This window comes from Arthrobacter gandavensis (genome assembly GCF_015355785.1).
In the GTDB taxonomy this organism is placed as follows: Bacteria; Actinomycetota; Actinomycetes; order Actinomycetales; family Micrococcaceae; genus Arthrobacter_B; species Arthrobacter_B gandavensis_A.
In genome coordinates, this window is sequence record NZ_JADKYW010000005.1 from 1,117,426 (window position 1) to 1,141,113 (window position 23,688).

The 23,688-nt window shown below is 67.2% G+C and carries 20 protein-coding genes and 1 pseudogene; 12 read left to right on the top strand and 9 right to left on the bottom strand.

Annotated features, from left to right (window positions below):
* Positions 1–131: 131 nt before the first annotated feature.
* The 5 genes from ITX31_RS10370 to ITX31_RS10390 all read left to right on the top strand — a co-directional run bounded on the left by ITX31_RS10370 (position 132) and on the right by ITX31_RS10390 (position 6,135).
* Positions 132–1,157, top strand: a complete 1,026-nt coding sequence (locus tag ITX31_RS10370) for a glycosyltransferase family 1 protein (protein WP_323745645.1) — start codon at positions 132–134, stop codon at positions 1,155–1,157.
* Positions 1,154–2,221, top strand: coding sequence for a glycosyltransferase (locus tag ITX31_RS10375; RefSeq protein ID WP_194783286.1), 1,068 nt, complete (start codon positions 1,154–1,156; stop codon positions 2,219–2,221). The genes ITX31_RS10370 and ITX31_RS10375 overlap by 4 nt, the downstream gene beginning before the upstream one ends.
* Positions 2,218–3,273 (top strand): glycosyltransferase, encoded by a 1,056-nt coding sequence (locus ITX31_RS10380; RefSeq protein ID WP_194783287.1) that lies wholly within the window; start codon positions 2,218–2,220, stop codon positions 3,271–3,273. Before ITX31_RS10375 ends, ITX31_RS10380 begins: the two co-directional genes overlap by 4 nt.
* A complete protein-coding gene (locus ITX31_RS10385) occupies positions 3,270–4,232 on the top strand; it encodes a glycosyltransferase family 2 protein (RefSeq protein WP_228529137.1) in 963 nt (320 codons plus the stop codon). Before ITX31_RS10380 ends, ITX31_RS10385 begins: the two co-directional genes overlap by 4 nt.
* Before the next feature lie 1,021 nt (positions 4,233–5,253).
* The gene (locus ITX31_RS10390) at positions 5,254–6,135 is read left to right on the top strand and encodes a manganese catalase family protein (RefSeq protein ID WP_194783288.1); all 882 of its coding nucleotides are present in this window, start codon (positions 5,254–5,256) and stop codon (positions 6,133–6,135) included.
* Between the two features lie 463 nt (positions 6,136–6,598).
* Here ITX31_RS10390 and ITX31_RS10395 read toward each other — a convergent pair whose 3' ends face one another.
* Entirely contained in the window at positions 6,599–7,312 is a 714-nt protein-coding gene (locus ITX31_RS10395; RefSeq protein WP_228529277.1) for a ScbR family autoregulator-binding transcription factor, read from the bottom strand.
* A 287-nt stretch (positions 7,313–7,599) separates the two neighbouring features.
* Between ITX31_RS10395 and ITX31_RS10400 the strand changes: the two genes are divergently transcribed.
* Positions 7,600–9,144 carry a long-chain-fatty-acid--CoA ligase gene (locus tag ITX31_RS10400; protein ID WP_194783289.1) on the top strand — a complete coding sequence of 515 codons (1,545 nt, stop codon included), beginning with the start codon at positions 7,600–7,602 and terminating at the stop codon, positions 9,142–9,144.
* A 109-nt stretch (positions 9,145–9,253) separates the two neighbouring features.
* Positions 9,254–10,222 (top strand): annotated as a pseudogene (locus ITX31_RS10405) (IS481 family transposase).
* A 23-nt stretch (positions 10,223–10,245) separates the two neighbouring features.
* Here the strand turns inward: ITX31_RS10405 and ITX31_RS10410 are convergent.
* Positions 10,246–11,175, bottom strand: coding sequence for a cytochrome b/b6 domain-containing protein (locus ITX31_RS10410; RefSeq protein ID WP_194783290.1), 930 nt, complete (start codon positions 11,173–11,175; stop codon positions 10,246–10,248).
* A 96-nt stretch (positions 11,176–11,271) separates the two neighbouring features.
* The gene (locus ITX31_RS10415; RefSeq protein ID WP_194783291.1) at positions 11,272–12,333 is read right to left on the bottom strand and encodes an EamA family transporter; all 1,062 of its coding nucleotides are present in this window, start codon (positions 12,331–12,333) and stop codon (positions 11,272–11,274) included.
* A 100-nt stretch (positions 12,334–12,433) separates the two neighbouring features.
* Between ITX31_RS10415 and ITX31_RS10420 the strand changes: the two genes are divergently transcribed.
* The 3 genes from ITX31_RS10420 (at position 12,434) to ITX31_RS10430 (ending at position 16,357) form a co-directional block, all read left to right on the top strand.
* Entirely contained in the window at positions 12,434–13,003 is a 570-nt protein-coding gene (locus ITX31_RS10420; RefSeq protein WP_194783292.1) for a CGNR zinc finger domain-containing protein, read from the top strand.
* Positions 13,004–13,206: 203 nt separating this feature from the next.
* Complete coding sequence (locus ITX31_RS10425; RefSeq protein WP_194783293.1) at positions 13,207–15,765, top strand: S1 family peptidase; 2,559 nt, start codon at positions 13,207–13,209, stop codon at positions 15,763–15,765.
* 187 nt (positions 15,766–15,952) lie between these two features.
* The gene (locus ITX31_RS10430) at positions 15,953–16,357 is read left to right on the top strand and encodes a hypothetical protein (RefSeq protein ID WP_194783294.1); all 405 of its coding nucleotides are present in this window, start codon (positions 15,953–15,955) and stop codon (positions 16,355–16,357) included.
* 13 nt (positions 16,358–16,370) lie between these two features.
* Here ITX31_RS10430 and ITX31_RS10435 read toward each other — a convergent pair whose 3' ends face one another.
* From ITX31_RS10435 to ITX31_RS10455, 5 genes are all read right to left on the bottom strand, one after another.
* Positions 16,371–16,763, bottom strand: coding sequence for a hypothetical protein (locus ITX31_RS10435; protein ID WP_194783295.1), 393 nt, complete (start codon positions 16,761–16,763; stop codon positions 16,371–16,373).
* A gap of 63 nt (positions 16,764–16,826) precedes the next feature.
* Positions 16,827–17,417 carry a hypothetical protein gene (locus ITX31_RS10440; protein WP_194783296.1) on the bottom strand — a complete coding sequence of 197 codons (591 nt, stop codon included), beginning with the start codon at positions 17,415–17,417 and terminating at the stop codon, positions 16,827–16,829.
* 52 nt (positions 17,418–17,469) lie between these two features.
* A complete protein-coding gene (locus tag ITX31_RS10445) occupies positions 17,470–18,828 on the bottom strand; it encodes an MATE family efflux transporter (RefSeq protein WP_194783297.1) in 1,359 nt (452 codons plus the stop codon).
* Positions 18,825–20,075: an MFS transporter gene (locus tag ITX31_RS10450; RefSeq protein WP_194783298.1), complete on the bottom strand. Its 1,251-nt coding sequence runs from the start codon at positions 20,073–20,075 to the stop codon at positions 18,825–18,827. The genes ITX31_RS10445 and ITX31_RS10450 overlap by 4 nt, the downstream gene beginning before the upstream one ends.
* Entirely contained in the window at positions 20,068–20,985 is a 918-nt protein-coding gene (locus ITX31_RS10455; protein WP_194783299.1) for a DUF4031 domain-containing protein, read from the bottom strand. The genes ITX31_RS10450 and ITX31_RS10455 overlap by 8 nt, the downstream gene beginning before the upstream one ends.
* A 147-nt stretch (positions 20,986–21,132) precedes the next feature.
* Between ITX31_RS10455 and ITX31_RS10460 the strand changes: the two genes are divergently transcribed.
* Both ITX31_RS10460 and ITX31_RS10465 read left to right on the top strand, forming a co-directional pair.
* Positions 21,133–22,236 carry a WD40/YVTN/BNR-like repeat-containing protein gene (locus tag ITX31_RS10460; RefSeq protein WP_194783300.1) on the top strand — a complete coding sequence of 368 codons (1,104 nt, stop codon included), beginning with the start codon at positions 21,133–21,135 and terminating at the stop codon, positions 22,234–22,236.
* Complete coding sequence (locus ITX31_RS10465; protein ID WP_194783301.1) at positions 22,233–22,526, top strand: MoaD/ThiS family protein; 294 nt, start codon at positions 22,233–22,235, stop codon at positions 22,524–22,526. Before ITX31_RS10460 ends, ITX31_RS10465 begins: the two co-directional genes overlap by 4 nt.
* Before the next feature lie 88 nt (positions 22,527–22,614).
* Here ITX31_RS10465 and ITX31_RS10470 read toward each other — a convergent pair whose 3' ends face one another.
* Entirely contained in the window at positions 22,615–23,328 is a 714-nt protein-coding gene (locus ITX31_RS10470; RefSeq protein WP_194783302.1) for a transglycosylase family protein, read from the bottom strand.
* Positions 23,329–23,688: the final 360 nt, after the last annotated feature.

Here is a 23,688-nt window from a genome sequence, read left to right on the forward strand (position 1 = left end):
ATGCACGGGCGTCCGCCATAACCAAAAGGGGTCCCAGGTTGCTGCCACCAAACCGTATTCGGGTCGCCAGTGTTCCGGCAGGACATGTCTACATCCACCATCTTGGTCCGGCGCAGGGAAATCTTCCCGGAGTGCCCGAGGTTCACCGCCTGCCAGATCCGGATCCCGATTCCCCGGACAACCCAGCCACCGGCAAGTGGTGGCCCCCGGTCATGCTGAATACCGGATGGATCGACGCGAACCACGACTCCTTCGACGTCTTCCACATCCACTTTGGCTTCGACGCGCAGGAACCGGCCTCGCTGCAGGAAGTCGTCACCGCACTTCGCCGGCATGGCAAGCCGCTGATCTACACCGTTCATGACCTGCGCAATCCCCACCATGAATCCCCCGCCGCGCACAACGCGCACCTGGATGTGCTCATCCCCGGCGCCGACGCCCTGATCACGCTCACGGAGGGCGCCGCCGCTGAAATCGAGCGCCGCTGGGACCGGAAGGCCGAAGTCATTCCCCACCCGCACGTCGTCGAGCTGGACACTATGGCGGACTATGCGCGCCGGCCGCGGACCACTGGAGGTCCCTACCGGGTGGGGGTCCACGTCAAGAGCCTCCGCGCCAGCATGGAACCACTGCCCGTCATCCGGACACTTCTCGATCTGGCGCGGGAGGACGGCGGCATGGTGGTGCAGGTCAACGGACACTGCGACGTGCTCCAGCGCGACGGCGCACGGTACGACGCCGAATTGGCAGCGTTCCTCCAAGCGGAGGAAGCAGCCGGCGGGCCGCTGGACCTTCGCATCCACGACTTCCTGCCGGATGACCGGCTATGGGAGTATCTGGCGAGCCTCGATCTCTCGGTGCTGCCCTACCGCTTTGGGACCCATTCGGGCTGGCTGGAGGCCTGCCGGGACCTGGGCACGGTGGTCGCGGCACCGGACTGCGGCTTCTACGCGGACCAGGGTCCGGTGTTCGGCTACACCCACAACGAAGCCGGCCTGGACGCCGCATCCCTTAGAGCAGCGGTCCGCGCGGCCCGCAGCGCGGGGCTGCCTGCACCCCTGGCTCCCGCAGACCGCGCCGCCCAGCGCAACGACGTCGCTGCAGCACACTCCAGGATCTACGCCCGGCTCCTGGCACGCACCGGAGTGCTGCAATGAGACTCTGCATCATTGGTCCCTCCCGGTTCCCCATCGCCGAACCCTTCGCCGGCGGACTGGAGGCGCACACCCACGCCCTGGTCTCCGCCCTCACCGCCCGCGGCCATGACATCACGCTTTTCGCGGCCGAAGGATCGGACCCCAAGCTGGGCGTCGAGTTCCTGGACGTGCCCGTGTTCGAGTCAAGCGACGCGGCGAGGAACGACGTCGGCGCCCTGCCCGAGCAATGGATGGGCGAACACCATGCGTATCTGTCACTGATGCTGGACCTCGCCGAACACGGCGACCGGAAGTACGACGCGGTCCTGAACACCAGCATCCACCACCTGCCTGTGGCCATGTCCCGGATGCTGCGGATTCCCCTGATCACCACCCTGCACACTCCCCCGGTGGGCTGGCTCGAATCCGCCATCCAGGTGCGGGGGCCGCTGACACGTTTCATTGCCGTCAGCGCCCACACCAGCAACGCCTGGGCACCGCTGGTGAAGAGCACTGCCATCCGCAACGGTGTGGATACCGGATCATGGCAGCCCGGCCCGGGCGGCGGGCCGGCCATCTGGTTTGGGCGGATCGTGCCGGAAAAAGGCACGCACCTGGCGATCCGCGCGGCCCGCACCGCGGGGATCCCGCTGGACCTTGCCGGACCCATCTATGACCGTGCGTACTACCGGACCGAGATCGAACCCCTGCTCAGTGAGGACATCCGGTATCTGGGACACCTGGACCACGTGCGGCTGCGCGCCGCCGTCGGGAACGCGCGTGCCGCGCTGGTCACGCCCCGCTGGGATGAACCCTACGGACTGGTGGCGGCCGAGGCCCTGGCCTCCGGCACGCCGGTTGCGGCCTTCCACCGCGGCGCCCTTCCTGAAATCCTCACGGAGCACTGCGGCCGGCTGGCGGAGCCCGACGACGTCTCCAGCCTGGCCGGCGCCCTCCAGGCGGCCTGCACCCTGGACCGCAGCGAAGCCAGGCTCCGGGCGGAGTCGTTCTGCTCGCACGAACGGATGGTGGATGAGTACGAAACGCTGCTTCAGGAGGCCAGCACCCTGAAGGCCGCCGCATGATCGGGTATTACATCCATCACCACGGCATGGGCCACCTCCGCCGCGCGCAGGCAATTGCCGCCTTCCTGCCAGCCGGGTGCGTTACCGGCCTGTCTACGCTGCCCCGGCCCGCCGGCTGGCAGGGCGGATGGGTTCAGCTCGAACCGGATGACAACTCCGCTGCGCCGCGCAGCGTTGGTGCCAACGGTTTCCTCCACTGGGTCCCCGCCCGGGACCCGGGGATGCGGGCCCGGATGGCGCAGCTTTCCACTTGGATCCAGGAGACCGATCCGGCCGTGATCGTTGCCGACGTGTCCGTGGAAGCGGCCCTGCTGGCGCGGCTGCACGGCGTTCCAATAGTCACCGTCGCCCTGCCGGGGGTACGGAATGACCGGCCGCACACCATCGGCTTCGGCATATCAGATGCGGTGATCGCCGCTTGGCCGCCCGAAGCACCGAAGATGCTGCACACGGACGGGGACGTGCCGGTCCAGGCGGTGGGGGCCATCTCGGGAATCCCGGTCCGCGAAGGACGGGCTCCGGGGCCAATATCCCGCGTCCTGGTGCTCGGCGGTTCAGGCGGCGGCGGAATGGATGACGCCGCACTGCGTGACGCCCGGAGCCAGACACCGGGCGTGGAGTGGCTGCCGCTCGGCACCACCGCAGGGAACCGCACGGCCGATCCGCTGCCCTACCTGGCCGCGGCTGACCTCGTGGTTACCCATGCCGGGCAGGGCGCACTGGCGGATGTTGCCGCCGTCGGAGTGCCGGCGGTAGTAGTTCCGCAGGACCGCCCCTACCGGGAACAGGCCACCACCGGCGAGGCGCTGGCGGGAATGGACGTTCCCGTGATTGTGTCCTCCGGGTTCGCCCGGCAGGACTGGGGCGCCGTGCTGGAAGCCGCCGCCCGGCTCGACGGACGGAAGTGGACTGTGTGGAACGACGGCGAAGGTGCTGAACGGGCCGCCCGGGTCATCGCCCGGACAGCTGGGATAACCGCGCTTCCCACTGACCGCGGGCTCCATGGAGGCTTACCGTCCGCCGCAGCCGTACGGTCCGGAGCCGGGGCATGAAAACCGCCGTCATAACCCTGGCACACGGCCGGCATGCGCACCTCGCCGCCCAGCAGCAGGCCCTGCATGCTTCAACCGTCCGGCCTGGAGACTACCTGGTGGTCGCGATGGATGATCCGGAGATTCCGCCGCCTCATCCGGACGTGGCCGGAACCGTCCTCCGGGTGGATTCCACGGGCGGAAACCTGCCGTTGGCGCGGGCCCGCAACCGGGGGGCCGAAACCGCCCTGGGGCGCGGGGCAGAACTGCTGGTCTTCCTGGATGTGGACTGCCTCCCTGCCCCGGAGCTCCTCTCCGGTTACGAGCAGGCGGCAAGGGATCCTGCGGGAGCCGGCCGGCTGCTCTGCGGGCCGGTGACCTACTTGGATCCGCCGGGAGCGGACGGATATGACCTCTCCGGGCTGGCCCGGCTGGACAACCCCCATCCGGTCCGGCCTGCACCGGAACCGGGGACGGTGGTTCCGGACGACAGCCCGGACCTGTTCTGGTCCCTGTCCTTCGCCGTGACTGCCGAAACCTGGCGGCGAATCGGCGGCTTCTGCGAGGACTACACCGGCTACGGCGGGGAGGACACCGACTTTGCCCGCCTCGCCCGGCGCAGCGGCGTCGGCCTCGCCTGGGTGGGCGCCGCCCGCGCCTACCACCAGTGGCATCCCACGGAAGATCCGCCGGTGCAGCATCTGGCGGACATTGTCCGCAACGCCAACCTCTTCTACGAACGGTGGGGAGCCTGGCCCATGGGCGGCTGGCTGACAGCCTTTCGGCAGCGCGGACTCATCCGCGGCGGGACCGGGGCCGAGCGCTGTGAGCTGGCCGAAGACGTGCCGGACCGGCACCGGGGTGCGCCGGGGCAGCATCCGCCGCAGTTCCCTGAGCGAATGGCCCGCTTTGCTGATCCGCGCCCCGGCATAGGGAACTCCGCCGGCGAGACGCTGTCCCAGCGCCGCCCAGGTAGTTAGGGAGCGCTCCAGCACCCAGGCCGGCGCCCACAGGGCCGACGACGCCGGGAACACATCCGTACCGCGGCAGCGCCTCCGGCCCAGTTCCGCGAGGCCGGCGGCTGCCGCTGCGGCAATTGCAGGAAAGGGGCGATACCGCCAGGTTCCAGCTGCCAGGACGGGGAGCAGCGCGAGCTCAGCGGCCAGCCTTAGCGGCTGCGCGAAACCGTCATAGGCCTGGCGCACGCGCTGGGTCAGGAAATGCCGTGCACTGCACGGACGGCGGGCCACGAAGAGGTCCGAGGCCCGCACTTCCACGCCCCCGGCGGCCTGGACGGTGCGGATCAGTTCAAGGTTTTCGAACAGTACGTCGCCGCAGTAGCCGCCTGCCCTCAGCAGCACGGACCGGCGCACGCCCAGGGTGCCGGGGTAGTCCGCCCCCAGGGCTCGGTTCAGGAGGGTCCGGGCGGTGTCCCACCGGGCGTGCCACGGCAGGGGGTCGAAATAGTTTTGCGGCCGGACAACGTCTGCGTCCTTCAGGAGTGTCACCACCCGCCCGAACGCCTCCTCCGTGTAGCGCACGTCGTCGTCAGCTATGACGCAAAGCTCTGCCCGGGCCAGGTCAAGTCCGGTTAGGACGCCGGCAACCTTACCGTTCAAGCAGGCAAATGCCGGCGCCGCGTGCCGCACGCCGTGAGGAAGCTCGTGGGAATGAGAGGCAAAAACCTCCGGCGGCGAGCCGTCCATAACCAGGACTTCGGCCCATTCAGCCACCCGTTCCAAGTATTGCGGAAGGTCTTCGAGCCCACCCGGAGCTCTGCGTTTCAGCGGAAGAATATAGGCAGCCGGAGGCGCGGAACCCCCTTCGCCGTGACAGTTCTCCATCAGCATGCCCTAAGGTCGTTAACACGTAATATAAGCTTACTTAGCACTTTCGCAGAATCAAGAAAGTAGCTAGTTTCTATTACCAAGGGTTCGCCGCTTCCGGCCACCAACAGGTCGCACCGGCGGCGGATCGTCCGATCGGCTTAGAGAGGGCAGAATGTTTTTTCACAAACAGGAACTGCAGTTCAAAGCAACCCCGGACCAGCCAGACGCCGTGTACGCCCGGAAGCTCCAAGAGGTCCTGGGCGGCCAGTACGGCGAAATCACTGTGGCCATGCAGTACAGCTTCCAGGCATGGAACACGCACATCCCGGGCAAGTACCGGGACCTGCTCTTCGGGATCGGAGCAGAAGAATTCGGCCACGTGGAAATGCTCGCCACCATGATCGCCCAGCTCCTGGAGAAGGCGCCGCTGGGAATCACCGAAGATGCCGTCCAGTCAGATCCCGCGATTGCCGCGGTCATCGGCGGCACGGACATGCAGCAGGCCATCGTCGCGGGCGCCGGTGCCCGTCCTGTGGACAGCAACGGAAACCCCTGGCAGGGCAGCTACATCACCGCCAGCGGGAACCTGCTGGCCGACTTCACGGCCAATGCCAACGCTGAGATGCAGGGCAGGGTGCAGGTTGCCAGGCTCTACCACATGACTGACGACGCCGGCGTCCGGGACATGCTGTCCTTCCTGCTGGCGCGGGACACCATGCACCAAAACCAGTGGCTGGCCGCTGCGCGCGAGCTGCAGGAGGAGGGCACCGAAAGCCTGCCGGTGCCGAGCAACTTCCCGCTCAAGAAGGAGGAAAGGTCCGTCTCCTACCAGTACCTGAACTTCTCCGACGGTGCCGCCGCAGCCGAAGGGTCGTGGGCCTCCGGCCCCACGCCCGACGGCAAGGGCGAGTTTACGTATCACGACGGACCCACGACGTCGGCCCCGATGCCACCGCCCACCCACCCGGATTCGCGTTACTACGGGACCACTGAACTGCCGAACACGGTAGAGAAGATTGCCGGCTCCGTGCAGGACAAACTGAAGAAGGAATAAGCGCCGCCGCGGCGGACGGGACGAAGGCGGGCAGCTTGGCGCCTGCCTTTTTCCTTGCACTCTGCAGAGGGCATGGTTATGCACATTTGTACATATCGCTGGCCCCGATGGCCTGAAGCGCTCCGGGATCCTGGCCGCGCTGGTGCTCATTGCCATAGCCGGCACGCTCGACAGCTGGCTGCTTCTCCGGTGCTCGCGAAGCGGCGGCGGCCTCTTCCTAGGCTTCAAGCCGGGAGACAGCACAGGCGGGTGGCGGCACAAGCCTCCACCCGCCCTCCCCTACTGCGGAACCGGGGAGCCGGTACTCATCCCGCCCCCGTCACACACCGCTGCGTCCACACAACGAGCGGGACAGGCGGGAAGAGGCTCCCGGTTTTTCTCCCAGTACCCCCCCACAGCCCAGAGCTTAAATGCTTAGCGAGATTAAAACAAGACGGTTGACCGGTTTTTGACTTGGAGGCAACTACTTCTTCGAATCCGTCGGCGGCTGGCCGCTCCCCGGGGAATACCGGACAAGCAAACCAATCCTGTCAACGAGCGCAGGAACCACGACGCCGGGGAGCATCAGTTCCCACATCTGCTCAACCCGCTCCAACAGGTCCGAGCGGCCTGTCAGCACTGCGGACGTAATCTGCACGCCAACAAGGGCGGACACGACCAGGCGGCCGAAGGCCGGAGCGTCCAGGTCCTGCCGGAGCTGCCCCTGATCCTGTGCCTGGCCGGCGAGGCGCGCCATCACCTCAACCCAGTCGTCGTAGGGCTGGCGGACGTCCTCATGGAAAATCGAGGCCTCGAGGGTCAGCCGGGTTCCCGCCCGGACGATGGGCTGCCGGAGCAGGTTCTCGGCGAACCTCCGACACAGCACGATCATGGACTCCAGCGGAGGCAGGCCCAGGTTCAGTACCGCGGTATTGTCCGCGGTGATGTAGCCGTGCTGCTCAGCGATGACAGCCCGGGCCAGGTCTTCCTTGGACGGAAAGTGGAAGTAGAGGGCGCCCTTGGTGACCCCGGCCCGTTCCGCCACCTGGCTTAGCGAGGCCCGGCCGTAGCCCATCTCTTCGAAAACCGACGCCGCGCCGGCGAGGATGGCATCGCGTGTGGCTTTCGCCCTGTCCTGCAGATCTCTGATGGTTCGGTCCTTCGGTCGGCACTGCCCCCACGTCCAAGGTAGATGCAAATCAATCAAGACGGAAAAGGGTTACGGTGGTTCCCCGCTCCCCGGCTGACCTTCACCGCAGAGCCGGAAGCTCATTGGGTACGGCGGGCGGGCCGTCACTGCGACCCACCGCTCCGGACTCCGACTCCACCGTCAGCACCCGCGAGCCTACCGGATCGGCGACATACGCGGTGCCGCCGGCCATATAGAGGGCGGGACGGCCCGCCAGGCATTCCCCCCCCGGGGCGGCAGGTTGGTAGCCTCGCAGCAGTGCGGCTCGTCCCGGGCCCGATCAAAGGAGATCGTTCATGCCCAACCTCGCTGGAATCCTGACCGAAACCGCTGCACGGGTACCCGACCGTCCCGCCCTGCGGATCAACGACACGGTCATCAGCTATTCGATGCTGAACGTGATGAGCGCAAGAGTGGCGGGGCTGCTCCGCGCCCGCGGGGTACAGCGCGGAGACCGCGTGGCACTCATGATGCCGAACATCCCGCCCATGGCTTCGGTGTACTACGGCGTGCTGCGGTATGGGGCGGTGGTGGTGCCGATGAACCCGCTCCTGAAAAGCCGAGAGGTGGCCCACACCCTGAAGGATTCAGGGGCCGCACTGCTCTTTGCGTTCGAACTCATGCTCCCGGAAGCAGCTGCCGGCGCCCGGGAGGCCGGCGGGGTCGACGTCATTCCCGTCAACACCGGGAGCTTCAGGCAGCTCCTCGCGGACAGCGAGGCGGATGATTCAGTTGCGGAAGTGGACGGGGACGACGTCGCTGTCATCCTTTACACCTCCGGAACCACCGGGCGGCCCAAGGGTGCCGCCCTCACCCATGACAACCTCCGCAGCAACGCCGAGGTGGCGCGGGACCTCCTGGACACGCAGGCGAGTGACGTGATCTTTGGCGGCCTGCCCTTCTTCCATGTGTTCGGACAGACCTCGGCCCTGAACGCCGCGGTGCTGGCCGGCGCCATGGTCAGCCTGTTGGCCCGGTTTGACCCCGGTGAAGCACTGGCGGTCATCGAACGGGACAAGGTAACCATCTTCCAGGGCGTGCCGGCCATGTACATAGCGATGCTACGCCACCCAAAGCTCTCGGAGACGGACACCTCCCCGCTGCGCGGCGCGATCACCGGCGGCGCGCCCATGCCGCTGGAAGTCCTGCGGGAGTTCGAGGAGGTTTTCGGCATCGACCTCCTCGAAGGCTACGGATTGTCCGAAACCTCCCCTATCGTGTCCTTCAACCTCCCCGGCGGAGGCCGGCGGCCCGGCTCAATCGGCAGGCCTGTCTCCGGCATGGAGGTGCGAATGCTCGACGGCGAGGGCCGCGACGTGCCGATTGGAGAGATCGGGGAGCTGTCCGTCCGCGGTCTGGGCGTGATGAAGGGGTACTGGAACAACCAGGAGGCGACCGAAGCAGCGATTCCTGACGGCTGGTTCCGCACCGGAGACCTGGCCCGCTTCGACGACGAGGGGAACATCTACATAGTGGACCGCAAGAAGGACATGATCCTGCGCGGCGGCTACAACGTGTACCCGCGCGAGGTCGAGGAAGTGCTCTACGAACATCCGGCAGTCTCCGAGGCTGCCGTCATTGGGGTACCGGATGAGCTCAACGGCGAGGAAGTAGCCGCGGTCATCGGCCTGAAACCCGACGCCGCAGGCGCTGGGAATGACGGACGGCAGGCACTGGCCGAGGAGATCCGGCAGTTCGCCAAGGACCGGCTCGCTGCCTACAAGTATCCGCGCCGGGTGATCTTTACCGACGAGCTGCCCAAGGGTCCCACCGGCAAGATCCTCAAGCGCCAAATCCGCGATGAGCAGTCAGGCGTGCCGGCCACGGCCGCAGACGCCTAGGTGTACTGACCACGGACGTTAGAGACAGCTACGGCGTGGCAGGGTGACATAAGAAAGACCTCCGGGTGAGGTGGAGCTTGTCTAGAGCACACCAACCCGGAGGTCTTCCATGTCCCATGCTAATGCCACACTCACGCCCCGAGGCCGCCTGCAGCTGGCACGCTGCGTCGTTGAGGACCAGTGGTCTTTACGGCGGGCAGCTGAACGTTTCCAGGTCTCGGCCACCACAGCGGCCCGGTAGGCGGCACGATACCGCGAGCTGGGCCCGGCAGGCATGGCTGATCGCTCCAGCCGACCACACCACAGCCCGGGCCGGACGTGCAGCCGGACCGAACGGCGCATCGTTGGCCTGCGTGTGAACAGGCGGTGGGGCCCGGCAAGGATCGGATACCGGTTGGGGATCCATCCCTCAACAGTGCACCGGGTGCTTTCGCGCTACGGACTAGCACGGCTGACCTGGCAGGACCGGGCCACGGGCCGGGTCATCCGCCGATACGAACACGCGGCACCCGGGGACCTCGTTCACGTGGACATCAAGAAACTCGGGCGGATCCCTGACGGCGGCGGACACCGCATGGTGGGCAAGGCACTCGGGAACCGGAACAAGACTGGCAGCGAGGCCAACCGGCGGCCTGGATATGCCTTTTTGCATAACGCGGTAGATGACCACTCCCGGCTGGCCTATACCGAAATCCTGGGCGATGAGCGCAAGGACACCGCGGCGGGCTTCTGGCACCGGGCGAATGCCTTCTTTGCCGCGCACGGGATCACTGTTGAGCGGGTTCTGACGGATAACGGCTCCTGTTACCGTTCCCGCACCTTCGCGGAGGCACTCGGGACTGGCATCAAGCACAAGTTCACGCGCCCGTACCGCCCCCAAACCAACGGCAAGGTAGAGCGGTACAACCGCACCATGCTAGAGGAATGGGCGTACGCCCGGCCCTACCGGTCAGAAGCGGAAAGACTCCAGGCCTTTCCTGCATGGCTTCATGACTACAATCATCACCGCGGGCACACCTCACTCAAAGGCCAACCACCAGCCAGCCGCGTACCTAACCTCTCAGGTCAGTACACCTAGCCCGCCCGGGCCGGCAGGATTTCCTACCGGGAAACCTTGCCGGTCAGGGCGGCCACGGGACGCAGGAACAGCGGGCGGGCAGCAACCCATGCTGCCACCATCACCGCCAGCGACGCCGCGAAGAACCAGAATCCGGTCCAGCCCGTCCCGTCAGTGGCAGCGTACATATGGTTCAGGTTCCGCAGTGCGCCGGTGGTCAGGACCAGTGTCACGTGGACGACGATGAACAGCACGAAGTAAACCATCACCGGGAAGTGGAGTGCCCTGGCTGCCTCGATCGGGAACGCCTTGTTGAGCCGCTTCGACTTTGCGGGCCATGAAGGGGACATCCGCAGGCCGGTGAGGATGGCCAGCGGAGCGGCGATGAAGACGATGGAGAAGTAGGAGAGCACCTGCAGGCTGTTGTAGTTCACCCAGCCGTTTTCAGTGGGCCAGTCCAGCGAAGCGTACTGCAGCGCCGTGGAGGCCGCGTTCGGGAAGACGCCCCAGCTGGTGGGAACCAGCCGCATCCACTGTCCGGTCGCGAACAGCAGGATGTAGAAGATCAGTCCGTTGAGCACCCAGAGCACATCCAGGCTGAGGTGGAACCACAGATCCAGGCTAATCCTCTTGGGCTGGTTCCGAGTGCGGATCAACCCTTTGTTGTTGCGGGTCCACGAACCCACCGGCCGCTGGCGGGTACGGATCAGCCACCCGGACCGGACAATCAGCAGCAGGAGCAGCGAGTTCAGGAAGTGCTGCCATCCCACCCAGGCGGGGAGGCCAACCGGAGCACCGGCAGGCAGCTCCGTGTGCCCGGGGTACATGCTGAGGAACTCCTGGCCGCCGGAGGTTTCGCGCAGCCACCGGGCTGCCAGCACAACCAGCGCAAGGGCGGCGAGCGACGCCGGAATCAGCCAGATCAGTTTGGTCCAGCGGGAGCGCGCCGCCGGCTTGACGGCCGTGGGGCTCATGCTTCGGCCCCCACGGCTCCGCTGCCACCGGCCAGGCAGGATCTCCCGCGAAGATGCGAAGTGGAAGGGTACATCGTTGTGGCGCTCCCGTTTGTCCTAGTGCCTGTCTCTGCCGGTGAGCCTACCCTGATCCAGCGGCTGGTCATGCCGCCCGGCCTCAACCGGTTCAGGGTCCTCGGCCGGAACCGCCTCGCCGGATACGTCCGGCAGGTCGGTTTTGCGGTCCAGGCGCACCAGCACGAGGCCCGTGACAATCAAGGCGCCGCCCGCCAGCTGCACGGCACGCGGCAGTTCCGCAAGCAGGAGCCAGGCCCAGAGAACGGCGAACAGGACTTCGGTCAGGGAAATAAAGGATGCCACGCGGGGACCGAGGGCCCGGGCGGCGATGATGCCGGTGACGTAGGCCAGGACGGTGGAGAGGAGCACAAGGCCCACCAGCGGCACCCACCACCGCGTGACCCAGCCGGCCAGTTCGACGTCGCTGGTACTGGATCCGACAGGCAGCAGGCCGGTGAGCCCCAGCAGGACCATGGTCGCCGCGCCCACCAGCAGCCCGCCCGTAGTCAGCACGAGCGGAGGGAGCGTGTCATTCTGCTTGGCGGTAATGAAGAAGTACATGGCGAGGCACACTGCCGCGGCCAGGCCCCACATGATTCCGAGGGGATCCACGCGCAGGTCGCCGCCAAGGTCCAGCACCAGGACAAGGCCGACGACGGCGGCAGCGGCACCGGCGATGGTGGCCGCGCCGGGGCGGCGCCGGGTCCGCAGCCAGATCCACAGCACCATCAGCACCGGTGCCAGGAACTCCAGCAGCAGGGCTACACCCACGGAGAGCCGCTCCACTGCGTTGAAGTAGAAGAACTGGCAGCCTGCCACGCCCACCAGGCCGAAGAGCCCGATGGTTTTCCAGTTCTGCCTCACCTGGTACCAGCGCCCGTGCAGCGCAATGAGGGCGGGAATGAGCAGGACGGCTGCCGCTCCGCCCATCCGGACAGCCACTGCCGTGGCGGGCGTCCAGCCCTGTTCCATGAGGGATTTGGCAAAGGAACCCGAGAGGCCAAAGACCGAAGAGGAGAGCAGCGCGATCAGCAGGCCCGAAGCCCCCGCGTTGCGCGCACGCACCGTTCCGGCAGCACGCAGGGAGATGGATTTTGCCATGGAGGACCTTTCCAGGGGACGGGCCCGCTCCCGGCTGGCATGTCACGAGCTATGAGGGCCTATGCTAGTGACACTAAAGTCGCCAATGTCAGGAGTCAAGATGGTTTTCACTTATGACACCGAAGTGGCGCTGTCCACCGCTGCGGCGTTGGTAAATACCGGTTCCCAGGATCCCGATCCACTGGCAGACGACGCCGGACTGACCCGGTTCCTGGCCCAGGAACAGTTCTCCGGATCCCGCTCCCACACACCCCGGGAACTTGAAGCGGTTCACCGCCTGCGGGCGGAGCTCACCGCCTTGTGGACCGCCGGCGAGGAAGAGCTGGTGGATGGAATCAACCGCCTCCTCCTCGCGGCGAGCGCACTCCCCCAGCTAGTCCGGCATGACGGCTGGGACTGGCACCTGCATTGCACTCCTCCGGAAGCCGAGCTGGCTGACCGGATGGCCACGGAGGCGGCAATGGCACTGGCCGACGTCGTCCGGGCCGGCGAGCTGGCCAGGCTGCGGACCTGCGCCGCACCGGACTGCGGCAACGCCGTCGTCGATCTGTCCCGCAACCGGTCCCGCCGCTACTGCGACACCGGAAACTGCGGCAACCGGCAGCACGTTCGGGCGTACCGGCGCCGTCTCGCGTCATCGGCGCCGGTACTTGAGGACCAAAACAAGTAGCTTTTCCAATTGTCCTCGCGGACTCTGCCAGTTACCCTCCGGCAGACCGGTCATCTCCGATGACGGGTTCACCTTCCAGTCTCGAAGCTCCGGTCCACAAGGCCCCTGCGGCGTGCCCGGCTCATTTGCGGCTGGCCAGCGCCTAATGGGGGTTCAAGAACGTGAAAAGAGCAACGCGGGATACACCCGCACCGGTACGGGCCATGGCAGCTGCCGCTGCGCTGGCTGCGGGAGCCTTTCTGATCGGAGTGCCGGCCCAGGCCGCACCAGGTTCGGGCGTCAGTGCCGACGCCGTGCCGGACCAGCCGGCCGCCGCCTCTGCTGCTGAGCTTCCCCCGGGACTCGCGGAGGCACTGCTTCGGGATCTCGGCATCACCGAGGAGCAATTCCGGGCGGCGGGAGAGGCAGGCAGCCGCGCGGGCGCGGCCCTGCCGGCTCTCCGGGCCACGGAGGGCTTCTCCGGACTCGAACTTCGAGACGGCGAAATCCTGGTTTACGGCACCGGCGCCGCACTGCAGGCACAGGCCGAGGCCCTGGGTGCACGCCTCCTGGCTCCTCCTGCCGGTGACGGCGGTGCGGACGCACCGGCTCCTGCGCCTGCCGTCCCGGAAACAGAGGACTCAGAGACAGCGGACCCGGCTACGGAAAACCCCGCTGCGGGAGACCCGGCGGCCGAGAATGCAGCAGCCGAGGACCCGGCCGGGAAACCTGTTGAGGCGGAGGTGCCGCTGGAACCGGCCCCTGCTCCGGCGGAAGATGCGATGGTGCGCGATGACGGCCAGCCCCGGCGCACGGCAACTGACCTGGCCGAACTCGCCCGTGACTACATCGCCGCCTTCGGTGTCCAGGGATTGCAGTCCATCGGGCTGGGCGCTGACGGATTCACTATCAGGGTTGCCGATCCTGAAGTGTCCCGGGCGCAGGACAATGCCCGTATGGCCACCGCGTCTGCGCCGTCCCCGGCTGACTACGCGCACGGCTTCACGAACGTGGCCATCCAGGACGCTGCCGGCGCCGGGACCCCGCTGGCCCAGGAGGTATTCGGCGGGCAGGGCTTCCTCGGCGATGCCGGGGGCGGGTATGCGGCCTGCTCCATCGGCTTCAACGGCTGGGATCCCTCGGGAAATCCGGCCGTCATTACCGCGGGCCACTGCACGCTCGACGGAACGATCCACAACACGCTGCTGGCACCGCAAACCCAGGAAGATGCGGTCACTACGGCCCTGGGAACCTTCAGCGCTTCGGTCTTCGGCGGTCCGGGGAACGCGACGGTCAATCCAGACAATCCGGACCCGGCCACCTTTGGCACCGACGTGGCCGTCATCGATTCAATCAACACCGACCTTGAGCTGCGCCCGGAGGTGACCGAGTGGGCCGGTGCAGATCTTTCCGAAACAACCACCCGAATCACAGGAGTGGGTACGCCCGTCGTCGGTTCTCCGGTGTGCCGTTCCGGGCTGACCACCGGCTGGGACTGTGGCACGGTCCAGGAACTGGCCATCTTCGCCGTCCCGGGCCACAACAACGGAACCGACCCGGCGGATATCCGCGCGGTGACCGGATTCATCTCGAACGTCCAGGGCGCCCCCGGCGACTCCGGCGGACCGGTAATTAGCGGCAGCACCGCCGTCGGGCTGGTCAGCGCCGGCTTTGACACCGATGATGACGGCGCGATCGACTCGGTTGGATCTGCGGACCTGGCAACCGCCCTGGCCTACGTGCCCGGCTATTCCGTCGCCGCATTCCTGGAGGCGCCCGCACTGAACGTGAAAGACGGTGACACCGTGTACACCGACCAGCTGCTTTCCGGAACTGCTCCGGCGGGCTCCGTGGTACGGGTCAGCGTCGCAGGAGTTGGCGGCGAGATCCCCGTGGGAGGGGACGGCAGCTGGTCCATGCCGGTTCCCCGGACTGTCCAGGACGGTGAAGCCACCCGCTTCAGTGTTAGAGCGGTCAACGGGTTCAACAAGTCGGCAACCACTGTCTACAACCTCGTCACTGCGCATTCGGCGCTGGACGCTCCGGTACTGCTCTCACCAGCGGATGGGTCCGCAGCCCTTGGCGCGCTCAGTGCGGTCGAGGGGCTCGCCGAGCCCGGCGCAACCGTGGAGATTCAGCTTGGCGATGCCCGGGAACGTGAAGACGCCGGCGCCCGGGCGCTGGCAGCGGCCGGGACGCTCACGGCCACCGCCGACAGCTCCGGCTTCTTTTCCGCCACCCTGGACGAAGCGCTGGCGCCGGACAACTACACGCTGGCCGCTGCGCAGGACGGCGTTGCAGGAAAGGCACGGTCTGCCGCCGCAGCTGCAGCCTTCACCGTGCTGCACCCCGCACCGGGCATTACGTCGCTGCGCGACGGTGAAGTCTTCACGGAGGCTTCTGCGCCGAAGACCATCTCCGGCACCGGGATCGCCGGGGCGGCGCTGAAGGTGGACACCGGCTCGGCGACACTCGCCGCCGTGGTCGCCGCGGACGGGACCTGGAGCGTTGAGGCCGGAAGCTGGACACCTGGAGAGTTCACCGTCACGGCCGTGCAGGAGCTCGACGGCGTGGGCTCGGCCCCTGCCTCCGCCACCTTCGCGGTGACGGCACTGCAGGCCGCGGCTGTTACCCGGACGCCGGGCGGACTGGCCGCTACCGGTGCTGACGGAGGATCGCTGACTGCATTGCTTTCCGCCGCTGGAGTCCTGCTGGCCGGCGGCGCCGCCGGAATTGGCGTCAGCCGCCGTCGTACCCGCGGATCGGCAGGTGCTGCCCGGTAGGTAGTGCCTCCGGGGGCCGGCTCACGGTGCTGGCCCCCGGCGCACCCGGTCTTCCGGTGGGCAGCGCCGGCGGGGAATGTTTTGCTTCCACAGGACGCTTTTGCGCGGATGGGGTCCAGCGGGCAGCGGCGGAAAACTAGACTTGACGGGTCGAGCAGTACGGCACCCCAGCTTCCAGGAGCCACTGATGGAGCAAAAGCTGCTTTCTGCCCTGCCCGCCCGGACTGCATGGAGCGTCCTGGGAATCTGTGCGTTTTTCTGGCTGCTCTCAGCCCTTGGCCTGCTGCAGCTGCCCTCATCAGTACCTTCGGTACTAATGTTCCTGTGGCTGTACCTCAACGCGCTGGCAACCCTGGCCAGTGCGCTGGCTGCGGCTGCCGCAGCCGCGGCCCTGCTGCTGCACCGCCGCTTCCGCCGTCACCCGGAAGAGCCGGAAGGGTTGCAGGCGCCTGCCTCCCTGCTGGACCTGGCGGAGGAGACTGGCCTTGACCAGCTGTTGGAGGGACCGGCATCCCCGCCGGCCGCTCAGGCGGCGGGGACCGCCGCCGCGAGGGCTAAGAGAAACCAGTCCGGGAAGGGCCGGAAACGCTGATTCGCAGGCTGGCCTAGTGGCCGCCGTTGTCCTTGGTGTCGTTCGGCTCCGACCCTGCGGGGCCGCCGTCTTCAGCAGAGGCCTTTCCTCTGCGAGGGGCCGGTGCCCCGACGCTGCCTGCACCGCCGGGGATCTTGGCGGAGTTCCGGTTAACACCGGAACCTTCACTGAGGTGATCCGGGTTCGGCTTCTCGGTCATCAGAAGCAGCGAGGAAATCAGCAGGGAGGCGATAAACGCGATCCCTGCGGCGGTAAGACCCAGGTCAAAGCGCAGATCCTTGGTGGCTCCGCCAGTGGCGAAGATCATGGTGGTAATGCCGGCAATGACGGCCAGGACTGCGGAGAAAACCAGCGGGGCCTTCACGGAGTTCCGTTTCTGCGTCCCGCCGGGCTGGCTCTTCGCCACTATTTGTCCTCCTGCGTTGTCGGCTGGGCGGTTTTCTACCTTCGGTAGAAGCCGCGGATGGTACTAGTTTACGGCCTTCGACGCTTCGCTGCTTTCCGGTGCCAGGCTGGCGTCATGGCGCAGGCCCAGCCCGGAGATAGCGAGAACCACTGCGATGATGACGGCAGAGCCGCCGCTGACCCCGAGCAGCGCACGGACGTGGCTGCTTTCTGCCAAGGCGAGGAAGGCCGGCATCAGCGCCGCGGCGCCGATCGCGGCGCCACCGGTGATCAGCCAGTCACGTGCCGGCGTGAAGTCCTTGCGGATCCGGAACCAGAACGCGAACTCGATGAGGCCGCCAACCAGCAGGGCTGCACCGCCCACGTAGGCAAAGACTGTGGTGGACTGGGCCAGCGCAACAACAATGCCCGCCGCGGCGTATAGCGCTGCGGATGCCAGCAGCGCTCCCGGCACCTGCGGGATCGAACAGGAACGGGCCAGCGTGGACATCCGCCACAGGCTCAGGCCCGTCAGGACGAAGTACAGTCCTCCCGCGAATGCGAGCACGGCAAGTGTGGGTTCCTGCCAGAAGATGGTTATTCCGCCGTAGACCGCGGCGATCACGGAACGGAGAAGAATCGGAACCCAGGGTGCTTTGGGGTGGGGTGCGCCCACGGCGAGCCTCCGCTTTCAGGTTGCTTGACGGCCGGTCCGGCCGATTCTTAGCTTAGTCGTTCGTGTTGTTTGTTGCCGAACCAGTCACCATCCAGGCATCCGAGCGCGCCCGCCAGTAAAGCGTCACCGCGCGCGCCGTCATATACCCGAGGCCGAAGGCCGCCCACAGCCAGGCAATTCCGGAGCTGCCCTCCAGGCCGGAGGCATGGACCCGCCAAAGGAGCGGGAGGTAGGCTAGCAGGTTGAGCACGCCGGTCAGTGCCAGATATTTGGCGTCGCCGGCACCGATCAGCACACCGTCCAGGACGAAAACCAGACCGCAGACCGGCTGCGCCGCAGCCAGCACCCACAGGCCTGCGGCAAGGGCACGGACCACCGAGGGATCGGTGGTAAAGATCCAGCCGGCGAATGGTGCCGCGGCGGCAAGCAGCACGCCGGTGATGATCCCGAAACCGACTCCCCAGACTGACATCTTTCGGGTCAGCTCCCGTGCCGTCGCCCGGTTGCCGGCGCCCAGTTCCTTGCCGATCATTGCCTGCGCCGCAATTGCCAGGGCATCCAGCGCGAACGCCAGGAAAGTGAAGAACGTCATGACCAGCTGGTGGGCTGCGAGGGAGACCGCCCCCTGGGATGTGGCGACCACGACGGCGGCGAGGACCGCAATACGCAGGCTCGCGGTGCGCAGCATCAGCCAGGAACCAACCTGCACGCCCGCGGTGATGCCGGCAATCGCAGGCCTCAGGGAGACCCCCTGCCTTCTGGCCATCCGCGCCACCATTACCAGGTAGGCCGCTGCCATGCCCCACTGGCTGATGCTGGTGCCCAGGGCAGCGCCGGTGACGGACAGGTCAAAGCCGTAGACCAGCAGGAAATTCAGTCCAATGTTCACGCTGAAACCGGCAACCGCAACAACCAACGGCGTCCTGGTGTCCTGCAGGCCGCGCAGCACGCCGGTCGCTGCCAGTACCACCAGCATCGCTGTCAGCCCAGGCATGGACCAGCGCAGGTAGTCCACTGCGAACTGCTGCACGTCCCCCTCCGCCCCGAGGGCGCCGGTCAGCCAGGGCGCAAGCAGGATTCCCGCCGTGGAGAGCACCGCACCCAGCAGGACTGCCAAGGCAATGCCGTCCCTGCCCGAGGCGACGGCCTCGCGGATCCGGTTTCCGCCGAGGAAGCGGGCCACCGTTCCGGTGGTCGAATACGCCAGGAACACCATCAGCCCTACGGCAGTTTGGAGCACGGTGGAGGCCAGCCCCACTCCGGCGAGCTGGTCGACGCCCAGATGGCCCACAATGGCGGCATCCGCGAGCAGGAACAGCGGCTCGGCGATAAGTGCGCCGAGCGCCGGGAGTGCCAGGGCAAGAATCTGCCGCCCTAGTGTCCGGTTCTGCGCGGTGGTCCGGGTTTTCACGTTTCCAGCCTACGGCCGGCGCGGTTGCTGCCCGGCCGCTTCAGACCTCCGGGCAGGGTCGACGCCAGGACCGCGGCAACACACATCAGGCCCAGCACGAATCCGGCCAGCCCGTTCCAGCCTGCACTTTCGAAGAACAGTCCAGCCGCCCAGCCCACCGCGCTGGAACCGGTGTAATAGGCGAGGTTGTAGAGGGAGGACGCCTGGGCCCGGCCGTCCGGTGCCAGGACCGGCACCCAGCCGGAGGCAACCGCATGCGCTCCGAAGAAACCTGCGGTGAAGATCACCAGGCCCGCGATCACGGCCGCAAGGGACTCAAGCAAGGTCAGGAGCAGGCCGGCTGCCATGACTGCCGTGCACGCCAGCAGCACGGTGCGGCGCCCTCCGCCCACCCACCCTGAGGCCTTGCCTGCGAAGCGGGCAGACCAGGTGCCGGCCAGGTACGCCAGGAAGAGTGAACTGGCGAGCGACTGTGGCAGATTGAAGGGTGCAAGCCCGAGCCGGAATCCCAGGTAGTTGTAGACGGCCACGAACCCGCCCATGAGCAGGAAGGCCTGTGCGTACAGCACCAGCTGGCGTCCCGTGCGAAGGTTCACGGCGAGGCGTAAGGCCAGTGAAGTCCCGCCGTCGGCCCTTCGACGCGGAACATAGCCGCGCTGCCGCGGAGCGGCGAGCATAAACACGACGGCGGCCGCGGCGGCGAGCAGGCTCACCGCCGCGACACCTATGCGCCAGGTGGAATATTCACCCACCGGGGCCGCCAAAATGCGCCCGGAGAGCCCGCCGACCGTGGTGCCGGAAACATAGGTGCCGGCAGCGACTGCCGCGTGGACTGGGCTGACTTCCTCGCTCAGGTAGGCGAGCGCGACGGCGGGAATGCCGCCCAGCGCCGTACCCTCAGCGAACCTCAGGACCAGCAGGACGGGGAAATCAGGGGACAGCGGAACCAGCAGCCCAAGGATGACGGCAGCGATGATCGCTGCGCGCATGACGGGCAGGCGGCCGAAACGGTCCGCTGCGGCTGACCAGGGGATGACGGCAACGGCCAGTCCCAGCGTGGCCGCCGAGACGCTCAGCGCCGCCGTCGCTGCACTTACCTCAAAGTCCGCAGCGATCTGGGGCAGCAGTCCCTGCACCGAATAGAGCTGCGCGAAGGTCGCCAACCCCGCAGCCGCCAGACCCACCAGTACCCTCCGGTATCCGGAGCTTCCGCGCAGGTGCCCGGCGAAGCCTGTTGGTTCAGCCACGGTCAGCTCCGGATCCGCTGCCGGTCCCGGCGGGGGAACTGCCCCGCAGACCGGCCAGCTCACGGGCGAGGTTGGCCCGTGCCGCCGGCCCCCAGAGCTCTTCGCCGCGGGGGGTCCGGTACAGTCCGCGCCCCCGGGAGAACAGCGTTTCAACTATCCTCCGCCGCCCGTCAGCAAAGGCGGAATTCCCGACATGACGGTATTCGCGCCGAATGTCGGCCACGTATCGGTCATAGGCTGCCGGTGCCCGGCCCAGCACTGCAAGGTCCGCATCGCAGAGCATCCTCCCACGTTCGTCATCGGGTCCCGGATCGTGCGCAGTCGTCAGCCGGACCAGCCGGGCCGCCTCCGCGGTTTCGGCGGCCGGTATTCCGGCAGCCGGCAGCAGGTCTTCCGCCAGCACCGCCGAGGCTTCCTCATCGACGCCCGGCATGCCGTCGTATACAGAGTCATGGAACCAGGCGGCCAGGAGCACCGGACGGTCTGAACAGCCCAGCCGGTGCAGTGCTTCCAGCACCTGCAACAGGTGCCGCCGGTCATGGTACTGCCGGTGTGGCTCACCCCAGCGGTTCAGCAGTTCTGCACCCAGGTCCTCCGCGCCGGGGACGAGTGAGTCCCAGCGCCGGCGCAGCGGATGCACCAGTGATGCTGCCCGTTCGCGGGCCGGAATCCGCAGTCCGCCGGCAATCAGAGCACGGACCAGCGTGGCGCCGTCAACCGGTGTGGCTCCGGCGGCCACCAGATCCGCATGGCGCTGCTGCGGTACGTCGTAATGGTCCCGGTCGAAGGCACGGCGCGGAATTCCCGCTGCGGCGGCGAACGCGTGGAGCTCTTCCCGTGAGGAGTCGGAGACCAGGTGGGAGAAGTACGTCCCATGGGCGGGCCAGAGCGGCGGATCGATGTAGATCAAGCGTGCACGTCCAGGGATTCAGGAGCAACCATTCCTCCATCCTTAGCCCACCGGCCGCGCATTTTCCATCCGGCCCCTAACCGGTGCGCTCCTGCCGGCTTCGGAATTCCCTTGTCCAGCTGTCTCCCGGGTGGTCCAATATCTGCCATGACTCAGACCGGGGACACCCTCCTTGCCATCGGCACCCGCAAGGGCCTGTGGCTGGCACGAAGCAGCGACCGCACGGCCTGGAAGCTCAGCGGGCCCTTCTTCCTCATGAACGAGGTAGCCAGCATTGCCCTGGACACCAGGCATTCTCCGCCGCGCATCCTGGCCGGGCTGCTCTCCCCCCACTGGGGACCAACCGTCGTGATCTCCGAGGACCTGGGCGAAAGCTGGACCGAGCCCGAGGCGGGAGCCATTACCTTTCCGCCCGAAACCGGGGAGGCACTGGGACGCATCTGGCAGCTGCAGCCGGACTCGGCCGACCGGCCGGGGGTCATCTGGGCCGGCTGCGAGCCGATCTCGGTGTGGAAGTCCACCGACGGCGGTAGCAGCTTCGAGCTGAATGAAGCACTGTGGAACCATCCCCACCGCCCGGACTGGGGCGAGGGTTACGGCGGCGCGGCGGCGCACACGGTTCTTCCGAGCCCGGCTGACGAGAGCGTGCACGTGGCAATCAGTTCCGGCGGAGTCTACCGCTCCGACGACGGCGGAGGGTCCTGGGCCGCCCGCAACCAGGGGATCTCCGCCTACTTCCTGCCGGATCCGGAGCCCGAATTCGGCCAGTGCGTGCACAAGGTGGCGCGGGACGCAGCGGATCCGGCCCGCCTGTACGCGCAGAACCATCACGGGGTCTACCGCAGTGACGACGCCGGGGACACCTGGGTATCGATTGCCGGCGGCCTGCCTGCGGATTTCGGATTCGTCATGCTGGCCCATCCGCAAACCGGCGGCACACTCTGGACCATTCCGCTGGTTGCCGACGGCGAGCGCATTCCGCCCGGCGGCGAGCTGGCCGTCTATCGAAGCACGGATGCCGGGGACTCATGGACCCGGCAGGATACCGGGCTGCCCTCCTCCGAGTACAACGCTGTTCTGCGCGATGCCGCAGCGGTGGATACGGCCACGACGGCCGGGGTCTACTTCGGAACCCGGGCCGGCGACGTATACGCCAGCGCCGACGAGGGCGACACCTTTGCCCTTGTGACCTCCAACCTTCCGGACGTCCTCTGTGTCCGGGCCGCCGCCGTCGGAACTGCGGGACCGTGAGCGGCGCTGAAGTCCGGGTCCTGCTTCCGGATGTCCTGGCAGCTGCAGCGGGCGGTACCCGGGAGCTCCGCGTTCCCGGGGCTGCGGGGTTGACGGTTGGTTCGCTGCTGGACGGGCTGGGCATCCGCTATCCCGTGCTGGAACGACGCATCCGCGATGAGCGGGGAGATGTTCGGCGTTTCGTCAATATATACGTGGACGGCGAGGACATCCGCGGCCTCGAGCGCCAGCACAGTGAGGTGGGCCCCGGGGCCGAAGTGCTGATCCTGCAGTCCATCGCCGGCGGCTGAGGATCCTCCTGAGCGCCTAGCGGACGTTAACGGAAGAACGGCCGGACACCCCTGCGGGGTGTCCGGCCGTTTTCGCTGCAGGTACCGGTTAGGCCGGGAGCTGCAGGGCCTGTCCGGTGAGGATCAGGTCGGGGTGGATTACGGTGCCGGAGTTGGCTGCGTAAAGAGCCTGCCATCCGCCTTCGATGCCGAGCTTCTCGGCGATGGTGGACAGGGTGTCGCCGGCCTGGACGGTGTAGGTCTCACCGCTGACCGCGGGAGCCGGAACCGCAGCGGCAGGGCCCTGCGACGTAGCCGGAACCTCTACCGGTGCTACCGCTTCAGGCTGAACCGGAGCAACGTAGGTCTCAACCGGTGCGGCAGGGGCTTCCGCCGGAACCGAGTAGGTCTGGACCGGGGCTTCGGCAACGGGTGCCTGCTGCACCGGAGCCGCAGCCTGCGGGTTGGCAGTAGCGCCGGTCATGCCCAGCTTGGCAGTGCAGGCAGGCCAGGCGCCGGGGCCCTGCTCGGCCAGCACGCGCTCGGCAACAGCGATCTGCTGCTCACGGCTTGCGTTGGAGGGGTCGCCGGTGCCGCCGAATGCCGCCCAGGTGCTGGGCGTAAACTGCAGGCCGCCGGAGAATCCGTTACCGGTGCTGATGCCCCAGTTACCGCCGCTTTCGCACTGTGCGAGGGCATCCCAGTCCATTGAGGCTGCGTTGGCCGGAGCGGCCATGCCGGCGAGGCCGGCAGCGCCGGCGCCAGTGATGGCAGCGGCAGCGAGTCCACGACGGACGTAACGGGTGATCTTCGAGTTCTTCATTAGCTGTATCTGCTCCTGAGGCCCACCTGCGCTCCGCCCGTCCCCGGGCTTCATAACGCCGTCGCCTACCCCCGACTGTTAGAGGTCTGGTTCAGTGCTCCCACAGCGGCGACGCGCGGTGGCGTGGGGCACGGTGCAATTTGTCTCGGCAGCACCATCGGATGGGTGCGTACCGGCCGGATCAGGTTCAGCTCTTTCGGGACCCGGCTACCGCCCGTGTATCGGGCACTCATCCAACCTAGGGAAGACACAAATCGATATCAAATTGAGACCTTCGTTGGAGGGGTGAAACCACCGGCGTGATCCGCTTGCTCATGCGGATCGAGCGGCACATTGTGCACTTGGCCACAGGACGTGAAA

What these genes read in the sequence shown, in the direction of transcription:
- ITX31_RS10400 (WP_194783289.1), top strand. Translation starts at nt 7,600, where the DNA reads ATGCCCAACCTCGCTGGAATCCTGACCGAAACCGCTGCACGGGTACCC.
- ITX31_RS10430 (WP_194783294.1), top strand. Translation starts at nt 15,953, where the DNA reads ATGGAGCAAAAGCTGCTTTCTGCCCTGCCCGCCCGGACTGCATGGAGC.
- ITX31_RS10425 (WP_194783293.1), top strand. Translation starts at nt 13,207, where the DNA reads ATGGCAGCTGCCGCTGCGCTGGCTGCGGGAGCCTTTCTGATCGGAGTG.
- ITX31_RS10380 (WP_194783287.1), top strand. Translation starts at nt 2,218, where the DNA reads ATGATCGGGTATTACATCCATCACCACGGCATGGGCCACCTCCGCCGC.
- ITX31_RS10420 (WP_194783292.1), top strand. Translation starts at nt 12,434, where the DNA reads ATGGTTTTCACTTATGACACCGAAGTGGCGCTGTCCACCGCTGCGGCG.
- ITX31_RS10415 (WP_194783291.1), bottom strand. Translation starts at nt 12,333, where the DNA reads ATGGCAAAATCCATCTCCCTGCGTGCTGCCGGAACGGTGCGTGCGCGC.
- ITX31_RS10460 (WP_194783300.1), top strand. Translation starts at nt 21,133, where the DNA reads ATGACTCAGACCGGGGACACCCTCCTTGCCATCGGCACCCGCAAGGGC.
- ITX31_RS10390 (WP_194783288.1), top strand. Translation starts at nt 5,254, where the DNA reads ATGTTTTTTCACAAACAGGAACTGCAGTTCAAAGCAACCCCGGACCAG.
- ITX31_RS10410 (WP_194783290.1), bottom strand. Translation starts at nt 11,175, where the DNA reads ATGAGCCCCACGGCCGTCAAGCCGGCGGCGCGCTCCCGCTGGACCAAA.
- ITX31_RS10385 (WP_228529137.1), top strand. Translation starts at nt 3,270, where the DNA reads ATGAAAACCGCCGTCATAACCCTGGCACACGGCCGGCATGCGCACCTC.
- ITX31_RS10470 (WP_194783302.1), bottom strand. Translation starts at nt 23,328, where the DNA reads ATGAAGAACTCGAAGATCACCCGTTACGTCCGTCGTGGACTCGCTGCC.
- ITX31_RS10375 (WP_194783286.1), top strand. Translation starts at nt 1,154, where the DNA reads ATGAGACTCTGCATCATTGGTCCCTCCCGGTTCCCCATCGCCGAACCC.